This window comes from Streptomyces sp. NPDC051104, from assembly GCF_040682835.1.
Classification (GTDB): domain Bacteria; phylum Actinomycetota; class Actinomycetes; order Streptomycetales; family Streptomycetaceae; genus Streptomyces; species Streptomyces cynarae.
Window position 1 is genome coordinate 25,197 of record NZ_JBFBBS010000019.1, and the last position, 17,135, is coordinate 42,331.

At 71.0% G+C, this 17,135-nt stretch carries 16 protein-coding genes; 3 read left to right on the top strand and 13 right to left on the bottom strand.

Annotated features, from left to right (window positions below; genetic code table 11):
- Positions 1-49 precede the first annotated feature (49 nt).
- The 3 genes from AB0N14_RS24240 to rimP form a co-directional block, all read right to left on the bottom strand.
- The gene (locus AB0N14_RS24240; protein ID WP_366027797.1) at positions 50-361 is read right to left on the bottom strand and encodes a YlxR family protein; all 312 of its coding nucleotides are present in this window, start codon (positions 359-361) and stop codon (positions 50-52) included.
- Positions 362-489: 128 nt separating this feature from the next.
- On the bottom strand, positions 490-1,485 hold the full coding sequence (nusA, locus tag AB0N14_RS24245) for a transcription termination factor NusA (RefSeq protein WP_366027798.1): 996 nt from the start codon (positions 1,483-1,485) through the stop codon (positions 490-492).
- Positions 1,486-1,487: 2 nt separating this feature from the next.
- Entirely contained in the window at positions 1,488-1,997 is a 510-nt protein-coding gene (rimP, locus tag AB0N14_RS24250) for a ribosome maturation factor RimP (RefSeq protein WP_366027799.1), read from the bottom strand.
- A gap of 262 nt (positions 1,998-2,259) precedes the next feature.
- On the opposite strand from rimP, the gene AB0N14_RS24255 reads away from it, so the two are divergent.
- From AB0N14_RS24255 to AB0N14_RS24265, 3 genes are read left to right on the top strand one after another with little or no spacing between them, the layout of a single operon-like run.
- Complete coding sequence (locus AB0N14_RS24255; RefSeq protein ID WP_366027800.1) at positions 2,260-2,787, top strand: hypothetical protein; 528 nt, start codon at positions 2,260-2,262, stop codon at positions 2,785-2,787.
- Positions 2,784-3,272, top strand: coding sequence for a ferritin-like domain-containing protein (locus AB0N14_RS24260; protein WP_366027801.1), 489 nt, complete (start codon positions 2,784-2,786; stop codon positions 3,270-3,272). Before AB0N14_RS24255 ends, AB0N14_RS24260 begins: the two co-directional genes overlap by 4 nt.
- A 57-nt stretch (positions 3,273-3,329) precedes the next feature.
- The gene (locus AB0N14_RS24265; protein WP_366027802.1) at positions 3,330-4,241 is read left to right on the top strand and encodes an aminoglycoside phosphotransferase family protein; all 912 of its coding nucleotides are present in this window, start codon (positions 3,330-3,332) and stop codon (positions 4,239-4,241) included.
- A gap of 267 nt (positions 4,242-4,508) precedes the next feature.
- Here the strand turns inward: AB0N14_RS24265 and AB0N14_RS24270 are convergent, their stop codons facing one another.
- The 10 genes from AB0N14_RS24270 to AB0N14_RS24315 form a co-directional block, all read right to left on the bottom strand.
- Positions 4,509-4,865, bottom strand: coding sequence for an NADH-ubiquinone oxidoreductase-F iron-sulfur binding region domain-containing protein (locus AB0N14_RS24270; RefSeq protein ID WP_366027803.1), 357 nt, complete (start codon positions 4,863-4,865; stop codon positions 4,509-4,511).
- A 7-nt stretch (positions 4,866-4,872) separates the two neighbouring features.
- A complete protein-coding gene (locus tag AB0N14_RS24275; RefSeq protein ID WP_366027804.1) occupies positions 4,873-5,328 on the bottom strand; it encodes a hypothetical protein in 456 nt (151 codons plus the stop codon).
- Between the two features lie 224 nt (positions 5,329-5,552).
- Positions 5,553-7,253, bottom strand: coding sequence for a proline--tRNA ligase (locus tag AB0N14_RS24280; RefSeq protein WP_366027805.1), 1,701 nt, complete (start codon positions 7,251-7,253; stop codon positions 5,553-5,555).
- A gap of 73 nt (positions 7,254-7,326) precedes the next feature.
- Positions 7,327-7,875: a GNAT family N-acetyltransferase gene (locus AB0N14_RS24285; protein ID WP_366027806.1), complete on the bottom strand. Its 549-nt coding sequence runs from the start codon at positions 7,873-7,875 to the stop codon at positions 7,327-7,329.
- A gap of 88 nt (positions 7,876-7,963) precedes the next feature.
- Positions 7,964-8,812 (bottom strand): GNAT family N-acetyltransferase, encoded by an 849-nt coding sequence (locus AB0N14_RS24290; RefSeq protein ID WP_366027807.1) that lies wholly within the window; start codon positions 8,810-8,812, stop codon positions 7,964-7,966.
- Between the two features lie 98 nt (positions 8,813-8,910).
- Positions 8,911-10,725 carry an alpha-L-fucosidase gene (locus AB0N14_RS24295; RefSeq protein WP_366027808.1) on the bottom strand — a complete coding sequence of 605 codons (1,815 nt, stop codon included), beginning with the start codon at positions 10,723-10,725 and terminating at the stop codon, positions 8,911-8,913.
- A 227-nt stretch (positions 10,726-10,952) separates the two neighbouring features.
- On the bottom strand, positions 10,953-12,110 hold the full coding sequence (gene ispG / locus AB0N14_RS24300) for a flavodoxin-dependent (E)-4-hydroxy-3-methylbut-2-enyl-diphosphate synthase (RefSeq protein WP_366027809.1): 1,158 nt from the start codon (positions 12,108-12,110) through the stop codon (positions 10,953-10,955).
- A 168-nt stretch (positions 12,111-12,278) separates the two neighbouring features.
- Positions 12,279-13,583 (bottom strand): site-2 protease family protein, encoded by a 1,305-nt coding sequence (locus AB0N14_RS24305; RefSeq protein ID WP_366027810.1) that lies wholly within the window; start codon positions 13,581-13,583, stop codon positions 12,279-12,281.
- Positions 13,580-14,836, bottom strand: a complete 1,257-nt coding sequence (gene dxr / locus AB0N14_RS24310; RefSeq protein WP_366027811.1) for a 1-deoxy-D-xylulose-5-phosphate reductoisomerase — start codon at positions 14,834-14,836, stop codon at positions 13,580-13,582. The genes AB0N14_RS24305 and dxr overlap by 4 nt, the downstream gene beginning before the upstream one ends.
- Before the next feature lie 239 nt (positions 14,837-15,075).
- Entirely contained in the window at positions 15,076-17,016 is a 1,941-nt protein-coding gene (locus AB0N14_RS24315) for an acyl-CoA dehydrogenase family protein (protein ID WP_366027812.1), read from the bottom strand.
- Positions 17,017-17,135: the final 119 nt, after the last annotated feature.

The window sequence follows — 17,135 nt, forward strand, 5'->3', positions numbered from 1 at the left end:
TTTCGACTCGCGAGGTACCAGGACCGCACGGAGATCCATGCGGCACGTCTTACGGTGTTGCCTGCCCAGCTGGGTGCTGCTGACAACTTTCTTCCTGCTCGACGTACTGGCGCAACGCCTTTGTGTCGAGCGGACCCGGGGCGCGAAGCGCCCGTGGGAACGCCCGGCGGCGGACCGCCAGGTCGAAACAGGACAGTGCGGGGTGCACGTACGCACCCCGGCCGGGCAGCGTACCGCGAGGATCGGGGACGCAGGCGTCCTCGATCACCACGGTGCGCAGCAGTTCGATCTTGGCCGCTCGCTCCCGGCACCCCACACAGGTGCGTTCAGGGCGTGCTCCGGCGTGCGTCCGGCCAGACACGGTTAAGTCTACCTCCCCGCACCGACCTCACCCCCTTCGGGGCAAGGATCGAACAGCTGCTGCACACAAAACTGTCGTGATCTCAGCGCCGCGCGGCCGGGATCTATTCCCGGCCGAGCTCACGCGCCTCAGGCCTGCCTCTCGGCGGGCTGTTCGGTGTCGGGGCGGATGTCGATCCGCCAGCCGGTCAGCCGGGCCGCCAGACGGGCGTTCTGCCCTTCCTTGCCGATCGCCAGCGACAGCTGGTAGTCGGGGACCGTCACGCGCGCGGAGCGGGCCGCGAGGTCCACGACCTCCACCTTGGTGACACGGGCCGGGGACAGGGCGTTCGCCACCATCTCGGCCGGGTCGTCGGACCAGTCGACGATGTCGATCTTCTCACCGTTCAGCTCGCCCATGACGTTGCGCACACGGCCGCCCATGGGGCCGATGCAGGCGCCCTTGGCGTTCAGGCCCGAACGGGTGGACCTGACGGCGATCTTCGTACGGTGACCGGCTTCACGGGCGATCGCGGCGATCTCCACGGAGCCGTCGGCGATCTCCGGCACCTCGAGCGCGAACAGCTTCTTCACCAGATTGGGGTGGGTGCGCGAAAGAGTGACGGACGGACCGCGCACGCCCTTCGCCACCCGGACGACGTACGAGCGGATGCGCTTGCCGTGTTCGTACGTCTCCCCCGGCACCTGCTCCTGCACCGGCAGGATGGCCTCGAGCTTGCCGATGTCGACGAGCACGTTCTTCGGGTCGCGGCCCTGCTGGACCACTCCGGTGACGATGTCGCCCTCGCGGCCCGCGTACTCGCCGAGCGTCGCGTCGTCCTCGGCGTCGCGCAGACGCTGCAGGATGACCTGCTTGGCGGTGGTGGCGGCGATGCGGCCGAAGCCCGACGGGGTGTCGTCGAACTCGCGCGGCTCCTGCCCCTCCTGAAGATCCTCGGGATCCTCCTTCGCCCACACGGTCACATGGCCGGTCTCCCGGTCGAGCTCCACGCGCGCGTGGCGGCGGCTTCCCTCGGTGCGGTGGTAGGCGATGAGGAGGGCCGCCTCGATCGCCTCGACCAGCAGGGAGAAGGAGATCTCCTTCTCCCGCACCAAGCCCCGCAGGGCACTCATGTCGATGTCCACGGCTACGCCTCCTCCTCTTCCTTCATGTCCTTCGTGTCCTTGCGGCTGAACTCCACCTGGACCCGCGCCCTGGCGATGTCCGGGAAGGCGAGTCTGCGGGTGGTGGCCTTGCGGCCCTTCACACCGGGCACCTCGAGGTCGACACCGTCGTCGTCGACTTGCTGAATCCTGGCGACCAGTTCTCCGCCCTCGGCCAGCTGGAACCTCACCAGCCGGCCCAGGGCCCGTACGTAGTGCCGGTGTTCCTTGAGGAGGCGCTCCGCGCCCGGGGTTCCGACCTCGAGGGTGTATTCGCCCTCGCCCATCGCGTCCGTCTCGTCGAGCTTCGCCGAGAGCGCGCGGCTCACATCGGCGATCTGGTCCAGGTCGGCACCGGTGTCGGAGTCGACGACGACGCGCAGCACACGCTTGCGCCCGACGGAGTCCACCGCGATCTCCTCGAGATCGAGCCCCTGGGATGTGACGAGCGGTTCCAGCAGTTCTCGCAGCCTCTCGCTCTGGGTGGTGCTCATCCGGGTGACTCCTCGGCCGCGTGTGCTGTTGTGGGATGGTCGCTGTCAGGTCAAAGGGTATCCGGTCCAGGAGGGTGATGCCGTCCACCTGGGCCGCACGGCGAACGGCGGTCCGGCGGGCGCCACGCGTGCGTGCGCGCTGTCGAGCCGAGCCGATGGCAGGCACGGGCGGGGTGCACGGGTACGGTGATCATCGGGCTCCCGCGCATGAGTTGGGGTCCCGCCCATCCGTTCGCACCGAAGCCTCCGAGGACGGTCTGCCGTGCCCCTCCCCCCGCCTGCACGCGCCCCGCTGCGCAGAAGGAGCCTGTTCGCCTCGGCCGCGGGTGCCGCGCTGCTGGCGGGCTGCTCCGGCGCCTCCGATTCGGGCGCCTCGGGCGGCAGCCCGGCGGCCGCCGACCGGGCACGCGCGCGTGCGGCCCGGGACAGCGAGGCACTGGTGGCGCGCTACGCGGCGGTCATCGACGCCCATCCGGACCTGGCCGCTCGGCTGCGGCCACTGCGGGCGGAGGTCGTCCGGCACGCGCAGGCGTTCGGCGGCGGGGCCGGCGCCTCGGCGTCCCCCTCCGCCGGCTCGGCCGGCGCCTCCGGGTCCCCCTCGGTCTCCGCCTCCCCCGTACCGGCGGACGCGAAGTCCGCACTGGCCGGCCTGGCCGCCGCCGAGCGCGCCCTGGCCGACCGGCGCGGCAGGGCGTTGCTGGAGGTGCCGGGCGAGCTGGCACGGCTGATGGCGTCGGTGGCCGCGGCCGGGGCCGCGCACGCGTACCTGCTGACGGAAGGCCGAAAGTGAGCACGAGCAGCACCGGCACGCCGACGCCCGTGAGCGACGAGCTGACGGCCCTGCGGGCCGCCCTGCGCGCCGAGCACGCCGCCGTCTACGGCTACGGCGTCGTCGGCGGCCGCATCCAGCAGGCACGGCGTGAGGAAGCGCGGGCCGCCTACGACGCCCACCGGGCCCGGCGGGATGAACTGGCCCGGGCGGTACGGGACCTGGGCGGCACACCGGACGCCGCCGCGGCCGCGTACGCGCTGCCGTTCCCGGTGCCCGACTCCGCCGCCGCCGTGCGGCTGGCCGCCGAACTGGAGGAGCGGGTGGCCGGGGTGTACTCGGATCTCGTACGGGCCTCGACCGGTGCGCGGCGCGGATTCGCCGCCGGGGCGCTGCGGGAAGCCGCGGTGCGGGCGGTGCGCTGGAGCGGCGAGAGCGTAGCCTTCCCTGGTCTCGCCGAGCGGGCGGCAGCCACCCCCACCGCGTCGGCGACACCGCGAACCTGACGCGTACACACTCGACCGTACGCGTGCGAAGCCGACCTGGAAGGGAACAACTCGCGCATGGCTTTCGAACCGCCGCAGCGCCTGGTGAGGGCGCTCGGCGAGACGCAGCGGGACGGTGGCGCCGACTGGCTGGGCAGGCTGCCGGAGCTGGTCCGGCGGGCCGTCGGTCTACGCGAGTTGACCGTGGAGCGGGTGCAGGCGCCGGGCGGCCGCAGCAGCCTGGTGCTGCTGGTGCGGCAGGCCGACGGGACGCCCGCCGTGCTGAAGCTGGTACCGCCCTGGGCCCGCCCGGGCGGCGAGCGGGCCGCGCTCGTGCGGTGGGACGGCTTCGGGGCCGTACGGCTCCTGGACGCGGACGCTCCGGACGCCGGGGAGGGCTTGCTTCTGCTGGAGCGCCTGCACCCGGAGATGTCCGTGCGCTCGCTGCCGGAGGCGAAGGCCCTGCTGGAGGCGGCCGGCACGCTGCGGCGGCTGTGGGTCGAGCCGCCCGCCGCTCACTCCTTCGAGACGGTGGCCGCACGCACGGGACGGCAGGCCGAGGCGATGCGGAGGGGCGCGGAGACGGACCCGGAGGCCGCGCCGCTGGTCGAGGCGGCGCTGGCGGCCCGTGAGCAGCTGCTCGCCGCCCCGCCCGAGGAGCGGCTGCTGCACGGCACCTTCCGGCAGAGCAAGATCCTCGCCGGGGAGCGGATGCCGTGGCTCGCGGTGGGGCCGGACCCGGTGGTCGGCGAGTGCGCCTTCGACCTGGCCCGCCTGGTGCGCGACCGGGTGGAGGACCTGATCGCGGCGCCCTCCGGAGCGGCGATCACCCGCCGCCGGGTGAAACGGCTCGCGGAGTCCCTGGAGCTGGACCAGGAGCGGCTGCGCGGCTGGACACTGTTCCGGGCGGTGGAGTCGGGGGTGCGGGCTCGCCGGGTCGGCCGCCCGGGGGACGCGGAGCTGTTGCTGGAGTTCGCGAGCTGGCTCTAGCGCTCCGTGAGCTTCAGCAAGCCTTCGTGAGCTTCAGCAAGCCTTCGTGAGCTTCAGCTGGCCTTCGTGAGCTTCAAGGCGAGGCCGGGCCGTCCGCCGCCGCCCGCCGGGCCCGTTTCAGCGCGCCGCTCGGGAGGGGGCGCTGTCGGCCACGGGGTAGCCCAACTCGTCGAGGGTGATGTGCTCGGGGAGGAGTTCGGCGCACAGGCCGTGTGGTCCTGGCAGGCGGTCCCGTCGATGTCGAGGTGCCGGTCGGCGGCTTCCGTGTCAGCTCCGGTTCTCGGGGACGGGCAGCAAGGGCGTGCGGTCGGTCGCCGTGCACCGTGCTCGGGCGTGGGCGTCCAGTTCGGCCGCGAAGACGGTGAGCGCGCTGCGCACCAGGCGGACCGTGCCGTCGGGGTGGTGGCAGGCGCCGCGGCCCTCGACGAGCCCCGCCCAGCGGGCGACGTCCGCGCGGGCGGTGCCCTGGGGTCCGGGCGCTGCCGGCACCTGGAACGCGGCGGCGATGCGCGGCAGCCCGTTCAGGCAGGGCCCGCACGGTCCGGCCGATTCCAGGGCGAGGTATCGCAGCACACGCGCGGTCTCGGCGAGGCCGCACCGGTCGGCGGGCAGCCCCGCGATCACCCGGCGCTCAGCGACCGGGCGTCCAGAGCGAGCTGCGCTGCCTGTCCGGCCGGGACCCAGGTGCCGTGGTAGCCGCCGACGAGGACCGCCGCCAGGCCGTCGAGCGGCAGCAGGGGTGCAGCGGCAGGCCGTACGGCGCCTCCACGATCCGCACGTCCCGGCCCGGCGCGTGCACCGTGCACAGGGCGCCCGGGTCGGCGGGCGTGCCGGCGGAGCGGATCCACTCGGCGCCGTAGCGGGCGACCAGTGCCAGGTGCGCCAGGGTCTCCACGTTCTGCACCAGGTTCGGTGCCGTGCGCACGCCCTGCTCGCGGACCGGGGGGCGCTGGTGGCGGGGCAGGGCGGCGTGGCCGGACAGGTACCGGGCGAGCGCCGAGGACTCCCCGGACACGAAGCGGGCCGGCACCCGCACCACCGTCACCCGCACCACCGGCACCGGCAGCGGCAGCGGGTCGCACCGCAAACACCCCGGCGGCAGCCGACAGCGTGATCGCCGCCGCGGCCGTCGCCGTGCGCCGTGCCCCTCTGCGGACCGCTGCCGCGGCACCTCGTTGCCTGGATGTTGTGACCGTTCCCCTCCGCAGTGACGTTCTGTCACGCCCTACGGTCGGGGAACGGCCTGGGAGAAGTCTGTGAGGCGCCCGTGCGCCCCCGCAGAGGTCTCTGAGAGGTGCCTTAATTCGCGGATCAGGCGGTGAGGCGGGCGATCGCCTCGTCCACCGTGAGCTCCTCACGCTCGCCCGTCCGGCGGTCCTTGAGCTCGACCACGCCCTCGCCCGCGCGACGCCCGGCCACCAGGATCTGGGGCACGCCGATCAGCTCCGCGTCGGTGAACTTCACGCCCGGCGAGACACCGGCCCGGTCGTCGACCAGGACGCGGACTCCGGCCGCCGCCAGCTTCTCGGAGACGTCGAGCGCCACCTCGGTCTGCAGGGCCTTGCCGGCTGCCACCACGTGCACGTCGGCCGGGGCGACCTCCTTGGGCCAGCACAGGCCCTGCTCGTCGGCGGTCTGCTCGGCGAGCGCGGCGACCGCGCGGGAGACGCCGATGCCGTAGGAGCCCATGGTGACGCGGACCGGCTTGCCGTTCTGACCGAGGACGTCGAGCTTGAGGGCGTCGGCGTACTTGCGGCCGAGCTGGAAGATGTGGCCGATCTCGATGGCGCGGTCCAGCTTGAGCGCGGTGCCGCACTTCGGACACGGGTCGCCCTCCTGCACCACCACGACGTCCACGTACTCGTCGACCTCGAAGTCGCGGCCGGCGACCACGTTCCTGGCGTGGGTGTGCTCCTTGTTGGCGCCCGTGATCCACGCGGTGCCCGGCGCCACGCGCGGATCGGCGATGCAGCGGACCTTCTCCAGACCCTGGGGGCCGACGTAGCCGCGGACGAGGTCGGGCCGGCCCGCGAAGTCGGCCTCGGTGACCATCTCGACGACGGCCGGGGCGAAGTGCGCCTCGACCTTGTCCATGTCGACCTCACGGTCGCCGGGGACGCCGACGGCGACGATCTCGCCGTCGACCTTGACGAGGAGGTTCTTCAGGGTGGCCGAGGCCGGGACGCCGAGGGAGGCGGCGAGGGTCTCGATGGTGGGGGTGTCCGGGGTGGGGATCTCCTCGGCGGCCGGGACACCGGAGGCGTCGACCGGCTGGAGCGCGTAGGTGATCGCCTCGGTGTTGGCGGCGAAGTCGCAGTTCGGGCAGTCCGCGAAGGTGTCCTCGCCGGCGTCGGCCGGGGCGAGGAACTCCTCGGACTTGGAGCCGCCCATCGCGCCCGCGGTCGCGGCGACGATCCGGTAGTCGAGGCCGAGGCGCTCGAAGACGCGCTGGTAGGCCTGGCGGTGCAGGGCGTAGGAGTGGGCCAGTCCCTCGTCGGCGAGGTCGAAGGAGTACGAATCCTTCATCAGGAACTCACGGCCGCGCAGGATGCCCGCGCGGGGCCGGGCCTCGTCACGGAACTTGGTCTGGATCTGGTAGAGGATCACCGGCAGGTCCTTGTACGAGGACGCCTGGTCCTTCACCAGCAGGGTGAAGATCTCCTCGTGGGTGGGACCGAGCAGGTAGTCGCCGCCCTTGCGGTCCTTCAGGCGGAACAGTTCGGCGCCGTACTCGTCCCAGCGGCCGGTCGCGTCATAGGGCTCGCGGGGCAGCAGGGCGGGCAGCAGCACCTCCTGGGCGCCGATGGCGTCCATCTCCTCGCGGACGATCCGCTCCACGTTGGCGAGGACCTTCCGGCCGAGCGGCAGCCAGGTCCACACACCGGCGGCGGTGCGGCGGACGTAGCCCGCGCGGACCAGCAACTTGTGGCTGAGGACCTCGGCGTCGGCCGGGTCGTCGCGCAGCGTCTTCGCCATCAACTGGGACATGCGCTGGACCGGTGCGTTGGCCATGGTTCTGGTACTCCTGCCGCGTAAGGGTGATGGCTAGGAGGTTAGCCGGGCTTGCCGTGCGGGTGGAAATCCGTTAACGGCGTCGCAGGGGCAGCGGGGCGCCCATCACCGCGTACGGTTTCGGCGCGCTGGGGAAGAGGACCTGCCGCGCGAGATCCACATAGCCCAGCGAGTGGTACAGGCCGCGGGCCGGGCTGTCGGTGTCGATCGCGGAGAGGATCGAGCGGGGCTCGGTGGCGCCGTCGGTGATGGTGGTGATCAGGGCGCGGCCGATGCCGCGGTTCTGGTATCGGGGGTGGACGTGCAACTCGGTGATCACGAACGAGTTGTCGAGCCAGTCGTCGTGGCCCTGGGCGCGCAGATACGGTTCGACGACGGTGGACCACCAGTGCGCACGGTCGTTGGGCATGCCGTACACGAACCCGACGAGCCGTCCGTCCGCGGTCGTGGCGCCGAACGCGCGGGCTGCCGGGTAGGTCATGTGCCGCAGCACGATCTGGCGGCGTACGGCGACCTCGTCGGCTCCCAGCCCGAACGCGAGGGCCTGGACGGCGAGCGCCTCGTCGAGGCGGGCGGACAGGTCCAGGGGGCCGATCACGACGTCGTCGACGGTACGAGGCATGGTCGTGAGCCTACAGGGGCACGCGGCGGCGTCGGCTGCGGGCCGTCCGCCGCTTGCCCTTCAGCGCCCGAAGCACCTGTGGCGGCGCTCAGAACAGGACGCTCATGAACGCCCCGACCTCCTGGAAGCCCACCCTGTGGTACGTCCGCCGCGCGGGGGTGTTGAAGTCGTTGACGTACAGGCTCACCACCGGGGCCACATCGGTCAGCGCGTAGCGCAGCACCGCCGCCATACCCGGTGCGGCCAGGCCCATCCCCCGGTACTCGGGAGCCACCCACACCCCCTGGATCTGGCAGGCCAGTGGGGTCGCGGCGCCGATCTCCGCCTTGAAGACGACCCTGCCGGTGTCGTCGAGGCGGGCGAAGGAGCGGCCCGCGCCGACGAGTTCGGCGACCCGTGCCTGGTAGAGCAGCCCTCCGTCGCCGGCCAGCGGGGAGACGCCGACCTCCTCGGTGAACATCGCCACGCACGCCGGCATGATCGTCTCCATCTCGTCCTTGCGGATGCGGCGGACGTGCGGATCGGGGGCGATGCCGTCGGGCATGCGGTCGGTGACCATGAGCGGCTGGTGGGCGCGGACCTCGCGGGCGGGGCCCCAGCTCGGCTCCAGCAGGCGCCACAACTGGGCGGTGGATTCGGCGGGGCCGACGATCGAGGAGCAGCGGCGGCCGGTGCGCCGGGCGCGGTCGGCGAAGGCGCGCACCGCGCGCGGGCCGGCGCAGATCGGGACGAGGTTGGCGCCGGCGTAGCACAGCGAGGTCAGCATGCCGTCCTCGTACCAGCCCCACATCTCCCCGCCGAGGCGCCAGGGATCGAGGCCCGCGACACGGACGCGGGACGTCACGAAGGCGTTCGCGACCGGCTCGCGGTCGAGGACGGCGAGTGCGGCATCCAGGTCACTCGGTTCGAGGACCCGGGTGGTCGTCTGCGTCAACACGTACGGGAGCCTCACCCTTGGGTCTGCTGATCTCCGCACTGTACCTGCCGGATCCGGACCGCGCCGCCCCCGGGGAGCGGCGCGGTGGGACAGCCGGGTCAGCCGTGACCGAGGGGGTGGCCGTAACCGACCTGGACCTCGTCGATCTTGAGCTGCTGGTAGAAGTTCGGGACCGTCGCCGCGGCCCAGGTGCTGGACACGTCGAGCCGGATGTAGCGGGTGCGGAGGCGGTCGCCGAGGTCGATGAACCGGATGCCCCGGGCGCTCTCCAGGACACCTGCCTTCTCCTCACGCCATGTGGCGCCGTCGTCACTTACGGGCACCGTGTAGTCCTTGATCCGAGCGGAATCCTCCTTGCGGCCGAAGGTCTCCCGGTTGTGAGTGGGCGACCACTCACGCTGGTTGATTCCGAGGAAGGCGGCCTTGCGGACCCGGCCGAGGTCGAGCGTGTAGCCGACGGGCAGCACACCCTTGTTGTCGCTGTACGTGGTGAAGTCCCCGTCGGTGAGCGCGGGTTCGCTCGCCTTGACGAGTCCCGTCGGGTAGACGCCTTGGCGGTGTGCGGCCGTCGTCACCTTGAACACCGTGTCGTACGGGTCCCAGTCGGTGATGCCCTTGACGGTGAGCGTCCCGCCCCGCTGGTCGAAGTGCGGCCGCTTGCCCGTCCGCAGGTCGGTGATCCGCTCGATGCGGTAACCGTTGTCGCGGATGCGGACCTCGTCACCGGAGGTGGGCCGCGTGGTGACGTGGACGTACTGCGTGGTCGCGGGGCGGGCGCGGCTGACCGTGATGTAGCCGTAGGCGCCGTCGTTCCACGCGCCGGGCTGCATGCCGCCGTACATGAAGCCGCCGCCGTACACGCCGTGCAGGGACTCCCAGACGGGTGGGAGGTAGTCCTTCAGCAGGTCGATGAACTTCTCCTGCTGCGGCGGGAACCTGCCGTCGACCATGGCGGTGAAGTCCATGAGGGACAGGACCGAGTTGCCCGCGTTGGCGATGTACCGGTCGACGTTGAGTCCGGTCGACACCGGCCGGTCCTGGCCGTCGTACCACCAACTGCCCGTGTCGGGGACCTTGTAGCAGGATTCCGCCAGGCGCGGCATCGGGGTCCAGATCGCCGAGGGCTGGTCGTACGGCGAGGTCATCCCGGTCTTCTGCTCGTGGGACACCATGTCCATGATCGGGGTGTCCTCGTTGTTGTTGCTCAGCGTCATGTCCGGGCGGAGCTGCCGGATCTGCTCGTAGAGCTGGTGCTGCTCCCAGTACTCGTTGTCGTTGTCGATCCAGAAGCCCGCGAGCTTCGGGTAGTTCCGCATGACCTCGAAGAAGTTGTCGTAGGAGAACTCCCCGAAGCCCTCGCGGGTGGTGAGGTCGACGCCGTGGCCCTTGTACGCGGAGTAGGCGGCGGAGTTCAGGGTCTCGACGCCCTGCTCGTTGTGCCACTTGGGGTCGTCGGTCATATAGAGGATGACCTTGAGGCCCTTTCGGCTCGCAGCGTCGATCAGCTCACCGAGGATGTCCCGCTCGGTCGAACACGAGCCGGGGATCTGCGACGGCCAGGGGCGGGCGTAGCCGAGGCGGGAGTGGAAGGTGGCGAGGACGATGTAGCTCGCACGGATCTTGCGGGCCTCGTCGACCCAGTAGTCCGGCTTCCAGCCGCCGTCGGTGACGGCCTGCTCCCAGGAGGCGCAGTCGTAGTGCTTGGGGGCGGTGAACATGCCCCAGTGCAGGAAGAGGCCCACGGTGGCGTTGCGGAGCGTGGCCTGGCGGGCCGGATAGGGCACGGGGGCGGTGGAGCGGAACGAGGGGACGAAGGCGGTGGCGGCCGGCGCCGTGGGTGCGGAGGTGAGCAGCGCGCTCCCCACGAGCGCGAGGAGGGCGGCCCACAGGGCCAGGACTCTGCGATGTCTCATACGGCCACCCATCCGACGAATTCCCGTGAGGGGTACCACAGTTGAGCGTCAACACCCCCTGGACTCGCCAAAGGTCCCGTCATACATCGGACCTGTCAAGGGATCAGGTCAGCGCACAGAGCTGTGGAAGGCCTGCCGTGCGGCAGGCGGGAGGATGAGCGTTCTCGTGCCGGAGCCCCGTCACCGATCGGTGACGGGGCTCCGGTCAGACGGGCGCGAAGGGGGCGTCAGCCCGCGACCGACACCGACGGCTCGCCGGAGGCCGCGCCGTCCTTCTGCATCTGCTCGGCCAGCTTCATGGCCTCCTCGATCAGGGTCTCCACGATCTTGGACTCGGGCACGGTCTTGATGACCTCGCCCTTGACGAAGATCTGGCCCTTGCCGTTGCCGGACGCGACGCCGAGGTCGGCCTCGCGGGCCTCGCCGGGGCCGTTGACCACACAGCCCATGACCGCGACCCGCAGCGGCACGTCCATGCCGGTCAGGCCTGCGGTGACCTCCTCGGCCAGCTTGTAGACGTCGACCTGGGCGCGGCCGCAGGACGGGCAGGAGACGATCTCCAGGCCGCGCTCACGCAGGCCGAGGGACTCCAGGATCTGGATGCCGACCTTGACCTCCTCGACCGGAGGCGCGGACAGGGAGACACGGATGGTGTCGCCGATGCCCTGGGACAGCAGCGCACCGAAGGCGACCGCCGACTTGATCGTGCCCTGGAAGGCGGGACCGGCCTCGGTGACGCCCAGGTGCAGCGGGTAGTCGCACTGGGCGGCGAGCTGCCGGTAGGCCTCGATCATCACGACCGGGTCGTTGTGCTTGACGGAGATCTTGATGTCCCGGAAGTCGTGCTCCTCGAAGAGGGACGCCTCCCACAGGGCGGACTCGACGAGCGCCTCGGGGGTCGCCTTGCCGTACTTCTGGAGCAGCCGCTTGTCCAGGGAGCCCGCGTTGACGCCGATCCGGACGGGAGTGCCGTGGTCCTTGGCGGCCTTGGCGATCTCCTTGACCTTGTCGTCGAACTGCTTGATGTTGCCCGGGTTGACGCGGACGGCGGCGCAGCCGGCCTCGATCGCGGCGAAGACGTACTTCGGCTGGAAGTGGATGTCCGCGATCACCGGGATCTGCGACTTCTTCGCGATGGTCGCGAGGGCGTCCGCGTCGTCCTGCGTGGGGCACGCGACGCGGACGATCTGGCAGCCCGACGCCGTCAGCTCCGCGATCTGCTGCAGGGTGGCGCCGATGTCCGACGTGCGGGTGGTCGTCATCGACTGCACGGACACCGGGGCGTCTCCCCCCACCGCCACCGGTCCGACCTGGATCTGCCGGCTCTTCCGGCGCTCGGCGAGCTTGGTCGGAAGGGACGGCATGCCGAGTGAAATCGCAGTCATCTGCTGTGCAACCCCAAGTTGTGGATCAAGGTCCGGTCCCGGACAGGGCGGGCTCCGGCTCCGAGATTACGCCACGGGCGCGGACGCCGGCACATCACCGTCCGTAGATCCACCCAGTGGGCGGCGGTCGGGGAGACAGTGTTTCCGGCCGCCGCCAACACCGCGCGGCTAGGAGATTTTCACAGGGTTGACCACGTCCGCGATCAGCACGAGCAGGGTGAAGCAGACGAAGATCCCGGCGACCACGTACGCCACCGGCATCAGCTTCGCCACGTCGAAGGGTCCCGGGTCGGGGCGGCGCAGCAGCTTGGCCAGGTTGCGGCGCAGCGACTCCCACAGGGCGCCCGCGATGTGCCCGCCATCCAGCGGGAGCAGCGGAAGCATGTTGAACAGGAACAGGGACAGGTTGAAGCCCGCGACCAGCATGAGCATCATCGCGATCTGCTGGGACGGCGGGATGTCGAGGGTGAAGACCTCGCCGCCGACCCGGGCCGCGCCGACCACGCCCATCGGGGAGTCCGGCTGGCGCGGGGCGTTGCCGAAGGCCGCGTCCCACAGGCCGGGGATCTTGCCGGGCAGGGAGACGATCGACTCGACGCCGTTCCCCATCATGTCGCCCATGCGCTGCACGGACTGGTCGAAGGACTGCTGCACGATGCCGGTGGCCGGGGTGAAGCCGAGGAAGCCGGCGTAGACGTACTTGCCCTCCACGTAGCCGCCGTTGCCGTCCGTCTTGCTGACCTGGTTCTTGATCAGGTGGGCGTGCAGGTCGACCGTCTGTCCCTTGCGCTCGACGGTGATCGTGACGTCCCTGCCGGGGTTGGCGCGGATGTCGGACTGGAGGGTGGACCAGTCCTTCACCTGCTTCCCGTCGAACCCGACGATCTTGTCACCCGGCTTCAGCCCGGCGGCCAGGGCGGGCGCGGCCGGGTCGTCCTTCTCGCACTTGGTGCGGTTCTCGCTCTGCTGGATGACGCAGTCGGAGATCTTGGAGACCGTGGTGGTCTGGGTCTGGACGCCGAAGGTCATCATCACGCCGAGGAAGACCACCACGGCGAGGATCAGGTTCATGAAGGGGCCCGCGAACATGACGATGACGCGCTTCCACGGCTTGCGCGTGTAGAAGAGCCGCGCCTCGTCACCGGGCTGCAGCTCCTCGAAGGACTGCGCCCGGGCGTCCTCGATCATCCCGCGCCACGGCGAGGTGGAGCGGGCCTCGATCCGGCCGTCGGGGCCGGGCGGGAACATGCCGATCATGCGGATGTAGCCGCCGAGCGGGACCGCCTTGACGCCGTACTCGGTCTCGCCCTTCTTCCGTGACCAGATGGTCGGGCCGAAGCCGACCATGTACTGCGGCACGCGGATGCCGAAGAGCTTGGCCGTCGACAGATGCCCGAGCTCGTGCCACGCGATCGAGAACAGCAGGCCGACCACGAAGACGACTATGCCGAGGATCATCATCAGGGTCGTCATGCACGAGCCTCCGCCGTTGCCGTCTGCGCCGTCAGTTCCCTGGCCCGGGCGCGCGCCCAGGTCTCCGCTTCAAGGACGTCCGCGACGGTCAGGGAAGTTCCCTGACGAGGGGTGCCGTGCTCCTCGACCACCCGTGTGACCGTATCCATGATGCCGAGATACGGCAGGCCGCCGTTCAGGAACGCGTCCACGCACTCCTCGTTGGCCGCATTGAACACCGCCGGGGCCGTGCCCGCGAGCTGCCCGACGTGCCGGGCGAGTCCCACCGACGGGAAGGCCTCGATGTCGAGCGGGAAGAACTCCCAGGTCGACGCCTTGCTCCAGTCGAAGGCGGGTGCTGCGTCGGGCACCCGTTCGGGCCAGCCGAGTCCGATGGCGATCGGCCCCCGCATGTCGGGGGGCGTCGCCTGCGCCAGGGTCGATCCATCCGTGAATTCCACCATCGAGTGGACATACGACTGCGGGTGTACGACAACCTCAATGCGATCGAAGGGAATGTCGTACAGCAGGTGCGCCTCGATCACTTCCAGGCCCTTGTTGACGAGGGTCGCGGAGTTGACCGTGATGACCGGGCCCATGGCCCAGGTGGGGTGGGCGAGCGCGTCCTCGGGCGTCACGTTCGCGAGCTCCGCCTTGGTGCGGCCGCGGAACGGCCCGCCGGAGGCGGTGACGACGAGTTTGCGCACGTCGGCCCGGGTGCCGGAGGCCAGGGCCTGGAACAGGGCGGCGTGCTCGGAGTCCACCGGGATGATCTGGCCGGGCTTGGCCAGGGCCTTCACCAGCGGGCCGCCGACGATGAGCGACTCCTTGTTGGCGAGCGCGAGCGTGCGGCCCGCCTCGAGGGCGGCGAGGGTGGGCGCGAGGCCGACGGAACCGGTGATGCCGTTCAGGACGGTGTGGCAGTCCGAGGTGGCGAGCCGGGTGGCCGCGTCGGCTCCGGCGAGTATCTCGGGGAGCGCCTCCCCCGGCCCGTACCGTGCGCTCAGGGCCTCCCTCAGGGCCGGTACGACGTCCTCGCGGGCGACCGCGACCGTGCGCACGCGCAGGCGGTGCGCCTGCTCGGCGAGCAGGCCGACCCGGCCGCCGTTGGCGGAGAGCCCGGTGACGCGGAACCGGTCGGGGTTGCGCAGCACGAGGTCGATGGCCTGGGTGCCGATCGAGCCGGTGGAGCCGAGGATCACGACGTCCCGCACTCCGTCCACGGGGTCGAAGACGAGATGGGGGTCGGCAAGAGGGGCTGGGCTGTCGCTCATCCCTCCATTGTTGCGGTACGGCGGGGCGGGGAGGACAGGGTCCCCCCCGAGGGCTGCGTCGTTCGGCAGGTGTGGGCCGGCGCCGCTCGGCGGGCGCGGTCGATCTGCTTCTCGCCGCGACACCGCCGAGCTGCGGGGGCTCACCGTGCTGCGCTACGACAGCGACCTGGAGACCGTCGCGTCGGTCACCGGCCGGGCTGCCCGGTGGCTGATGCCCCCAGGCAGCCTGGAGCCGTCCGTCACCGGATCGGCCGGTGCACGTTCTCCCGTTGCGACGGACCCGGCGTCGCCTCCGCGATCCACGGGCCGTCGCCGGACGGGTCGATGATCCCCTGCTCCAGCCACTCGTACGTGCCGGTCAGCACACCCTTGACCACCTTGCGGTCCAGGTCGTCCGTGTTGGTCCACAGGCGGTCGAACAGTTCGTCGACACGGATGCGGGACTGCCGGCAGAAGGCGTCGGCCAGCTGGTAGGCCTCGCGGCCGTGGTCCCCGGTCCTGCGCAGGTGCTCGGCGCGTACGCAGGCCGCGGCCATCGCGAACAACTCGGCGCCGATGTCCACGACCCGGCCGAGGAAGCCCTGCTTGGTCTCCATGCGTCCCTGCCAGCGGGACATGCCGTAGAAGGTGGAACGGGCCAGCTTGCGGGCGCTGCGCTCGACGTAGCGCAAATGCCCCGAGAGGTCGACCTCCCGGCGGAACTCCCCGAACGCGCCCGGCACCTGCCCCTGCCCGGCGACCAGCTTCGGCAGCCACTTGGCGTAGAAGACGCCCGCGTTCGCGCCCGCCTTCGCCTTGTCGGACAGGGACTTCTCCGGATCGATCAGGTCACCGGCCACCGACAGGTGGGCGTCGACCGCCTCCCGCGCGATCAGCAGGTGCATGATCTCCGTGGAGCCCTCGAAGATTCGGTTGATGCGCAGGTCGCGCAGCATCTGCTCGGCCGGCACGCCCCGCTCGCCGCGGGCCCGGAGGGATTCCGCCGTCTCGAAGCCGCGCCCGCCGCGGATCTGGACCAGCTCGTCGGCCATCAGCCAGGCCATCTCGGAGCCGTACAGCTTGGCGAGGGCGGCCTCGATGCGGATGTCGTTGCGGTCCTCGTCGGCCATCTGCGACGAGAGGTCGACGACGGCCTCCAGGGCGAAGGTGGTCGCCGCGATGAACGAGATCTTCGAGCCGACCGCCTCGTGCAGCGCGACGGGTTTGCCCCACTGCTCCCGGGCCGCCGACCACTCGCGGGCGATCTTCAGGCACCACTTGCCCGCGCCCACGCACATCGCGGGCAGGGAAAGCCGCCCGGTGTTCAGCGTGGTCAGGGCGATCTTGAGGCCCTGACCCTCCTCGCCGATGCGGTTGGCCGCCGGGACGCGCACGCGGTGGAAGCGGGTCACGCCGTTCTCCAGGCCCCGCAGACCCATGAAGGCGTTGCGGTTCTCGACGGTGATGCCCTCGGAGGCCGACTCCACGACGAACGCCGTGATGCCGCCCCTGTGGCCCTCGGACTTCGGCACCCGCGCCATGACGACCAGCAGGTCGGCGACGACGCCGTTGGTGGTCCACAGCTTCACCCCGTCGAGGACGTAGTCGTCGCCGTCGGGGACGGCCGTGGTGGCCAGGCGGGCCGGGTCGGAGCCCACGTCCGGCTCGGTGAGCAGGAACGCGGAGATGTCGGTGCGGGCGCAGCGCGGAAGGAACGTCTCCTTCTGCTCCTGCGTGCCGAACAACTTCAGCGGCTGCGGTACTCCGATCGACTGATGCGCGGACAGCAGCGCGCCGATCGCGGGGCTCGCGGAGCCGACGAGGGCGAGCGCCTTGTTGTAGTACACCTGGGTGAGGCCGAGACCGCCGTACTTCGTGTCGATCTTCATGCCGAAGGCGCCGAGCTCCTTGAGCCCGGTGATCGTCTCGTCGGGGATCCGGGCCTTGCGCTCGATAAGGGCGCCGTCGATGTGCGTCTCGCAGAAGTCGCGCAGCTTGGCGAGGAACTCCTCGCCGCGCTGCACGGCCTCCTCGGCGGGCATCGGGTGGGGGTGGATGAGGTCGAGCCGGAAGCGGCCGAGGAACAGTTCCTTGGCGAAGCTGGGCTTGCGCCAGTCCTGCTCGCGCGCGGCCTCCGCGACCTGGCGGGCCTCACGCTCGGTGACCGTCGGTTTGGGAGTGGGGGCTGTTGGTGCGGTCATGAGGCTCACCTCGCCGCGAATCGGGATGTTTGGGGCGTACGCCGCTCGAGGCGTCGTACGGCGACCAAGGGGTGCCGCACGACGATCTTGCGGGGGTACGTTACTGACCGGTGCTACTC

Coding starts and splice junctions, on each gene's coding strand:
- AB0N14_RS24315 (WP_366027812.1), bottom strand. CDS start 17,016: ATGACCGCACCAACAGCCCCCACTCCCAAACCGACGGTCACCGAGCGT.
- rimP (WP_366027799.1), bottom strand. CDS start 1,997: ATGAGCACCACCCAGAGCGAGAGGCTGCGAGAACTGCTGGAACCGCTC.
- AB0N14_RS24280 (WP_366027805.1), bottom strand. CDS start 7,253: ATGGCCAACGCACCGGTCCAGCGCATGTCCCAGTTGATGGCGAAGACG.
- AB0N14_RS24285 (WP_366027806.1), bottom strand. CDS start 7,875: ATGCCTCGTACCGTCGACGACGTCGTGATCGGCCCCCTGGACCTGTCC.
- AB0N14_RS24305 (WP_366027810.1), bottom strand. CDS start 13,583: ATGACGACCCTGATGATGATCCTCGGCATAGTCGTCTTCGTGGTCGGC.
- AB0N14_RS24265 (WP_366027802.1), top strand. CDS start 3,330: ATGGCTTTCGAACCGCCGCAGCGCCTGGTGAGGGCGCTCGGCGAGACG.
- AB0N14_RS24295 (WP_366027808.1), bottom strand. CDS start 10,725: ATGAGACATCGCAGAGTCCTGGCCCTGTGGGCCGCCCTCCTCGCGCTC.
- ispG (WP_366027809.1), bottom strand. CDS start 12,110: ATGACTGCGATTTCACTCGGCATGCCGTCCCTTCCGACCAAGCTCGCC.
- dxr (WP_366027811.1), bottom strand. CDS start 14,836: ATGAGCGACAGCCCAGCCCCTCTTGCCGACCCCCATCTCGTCTTCGAC.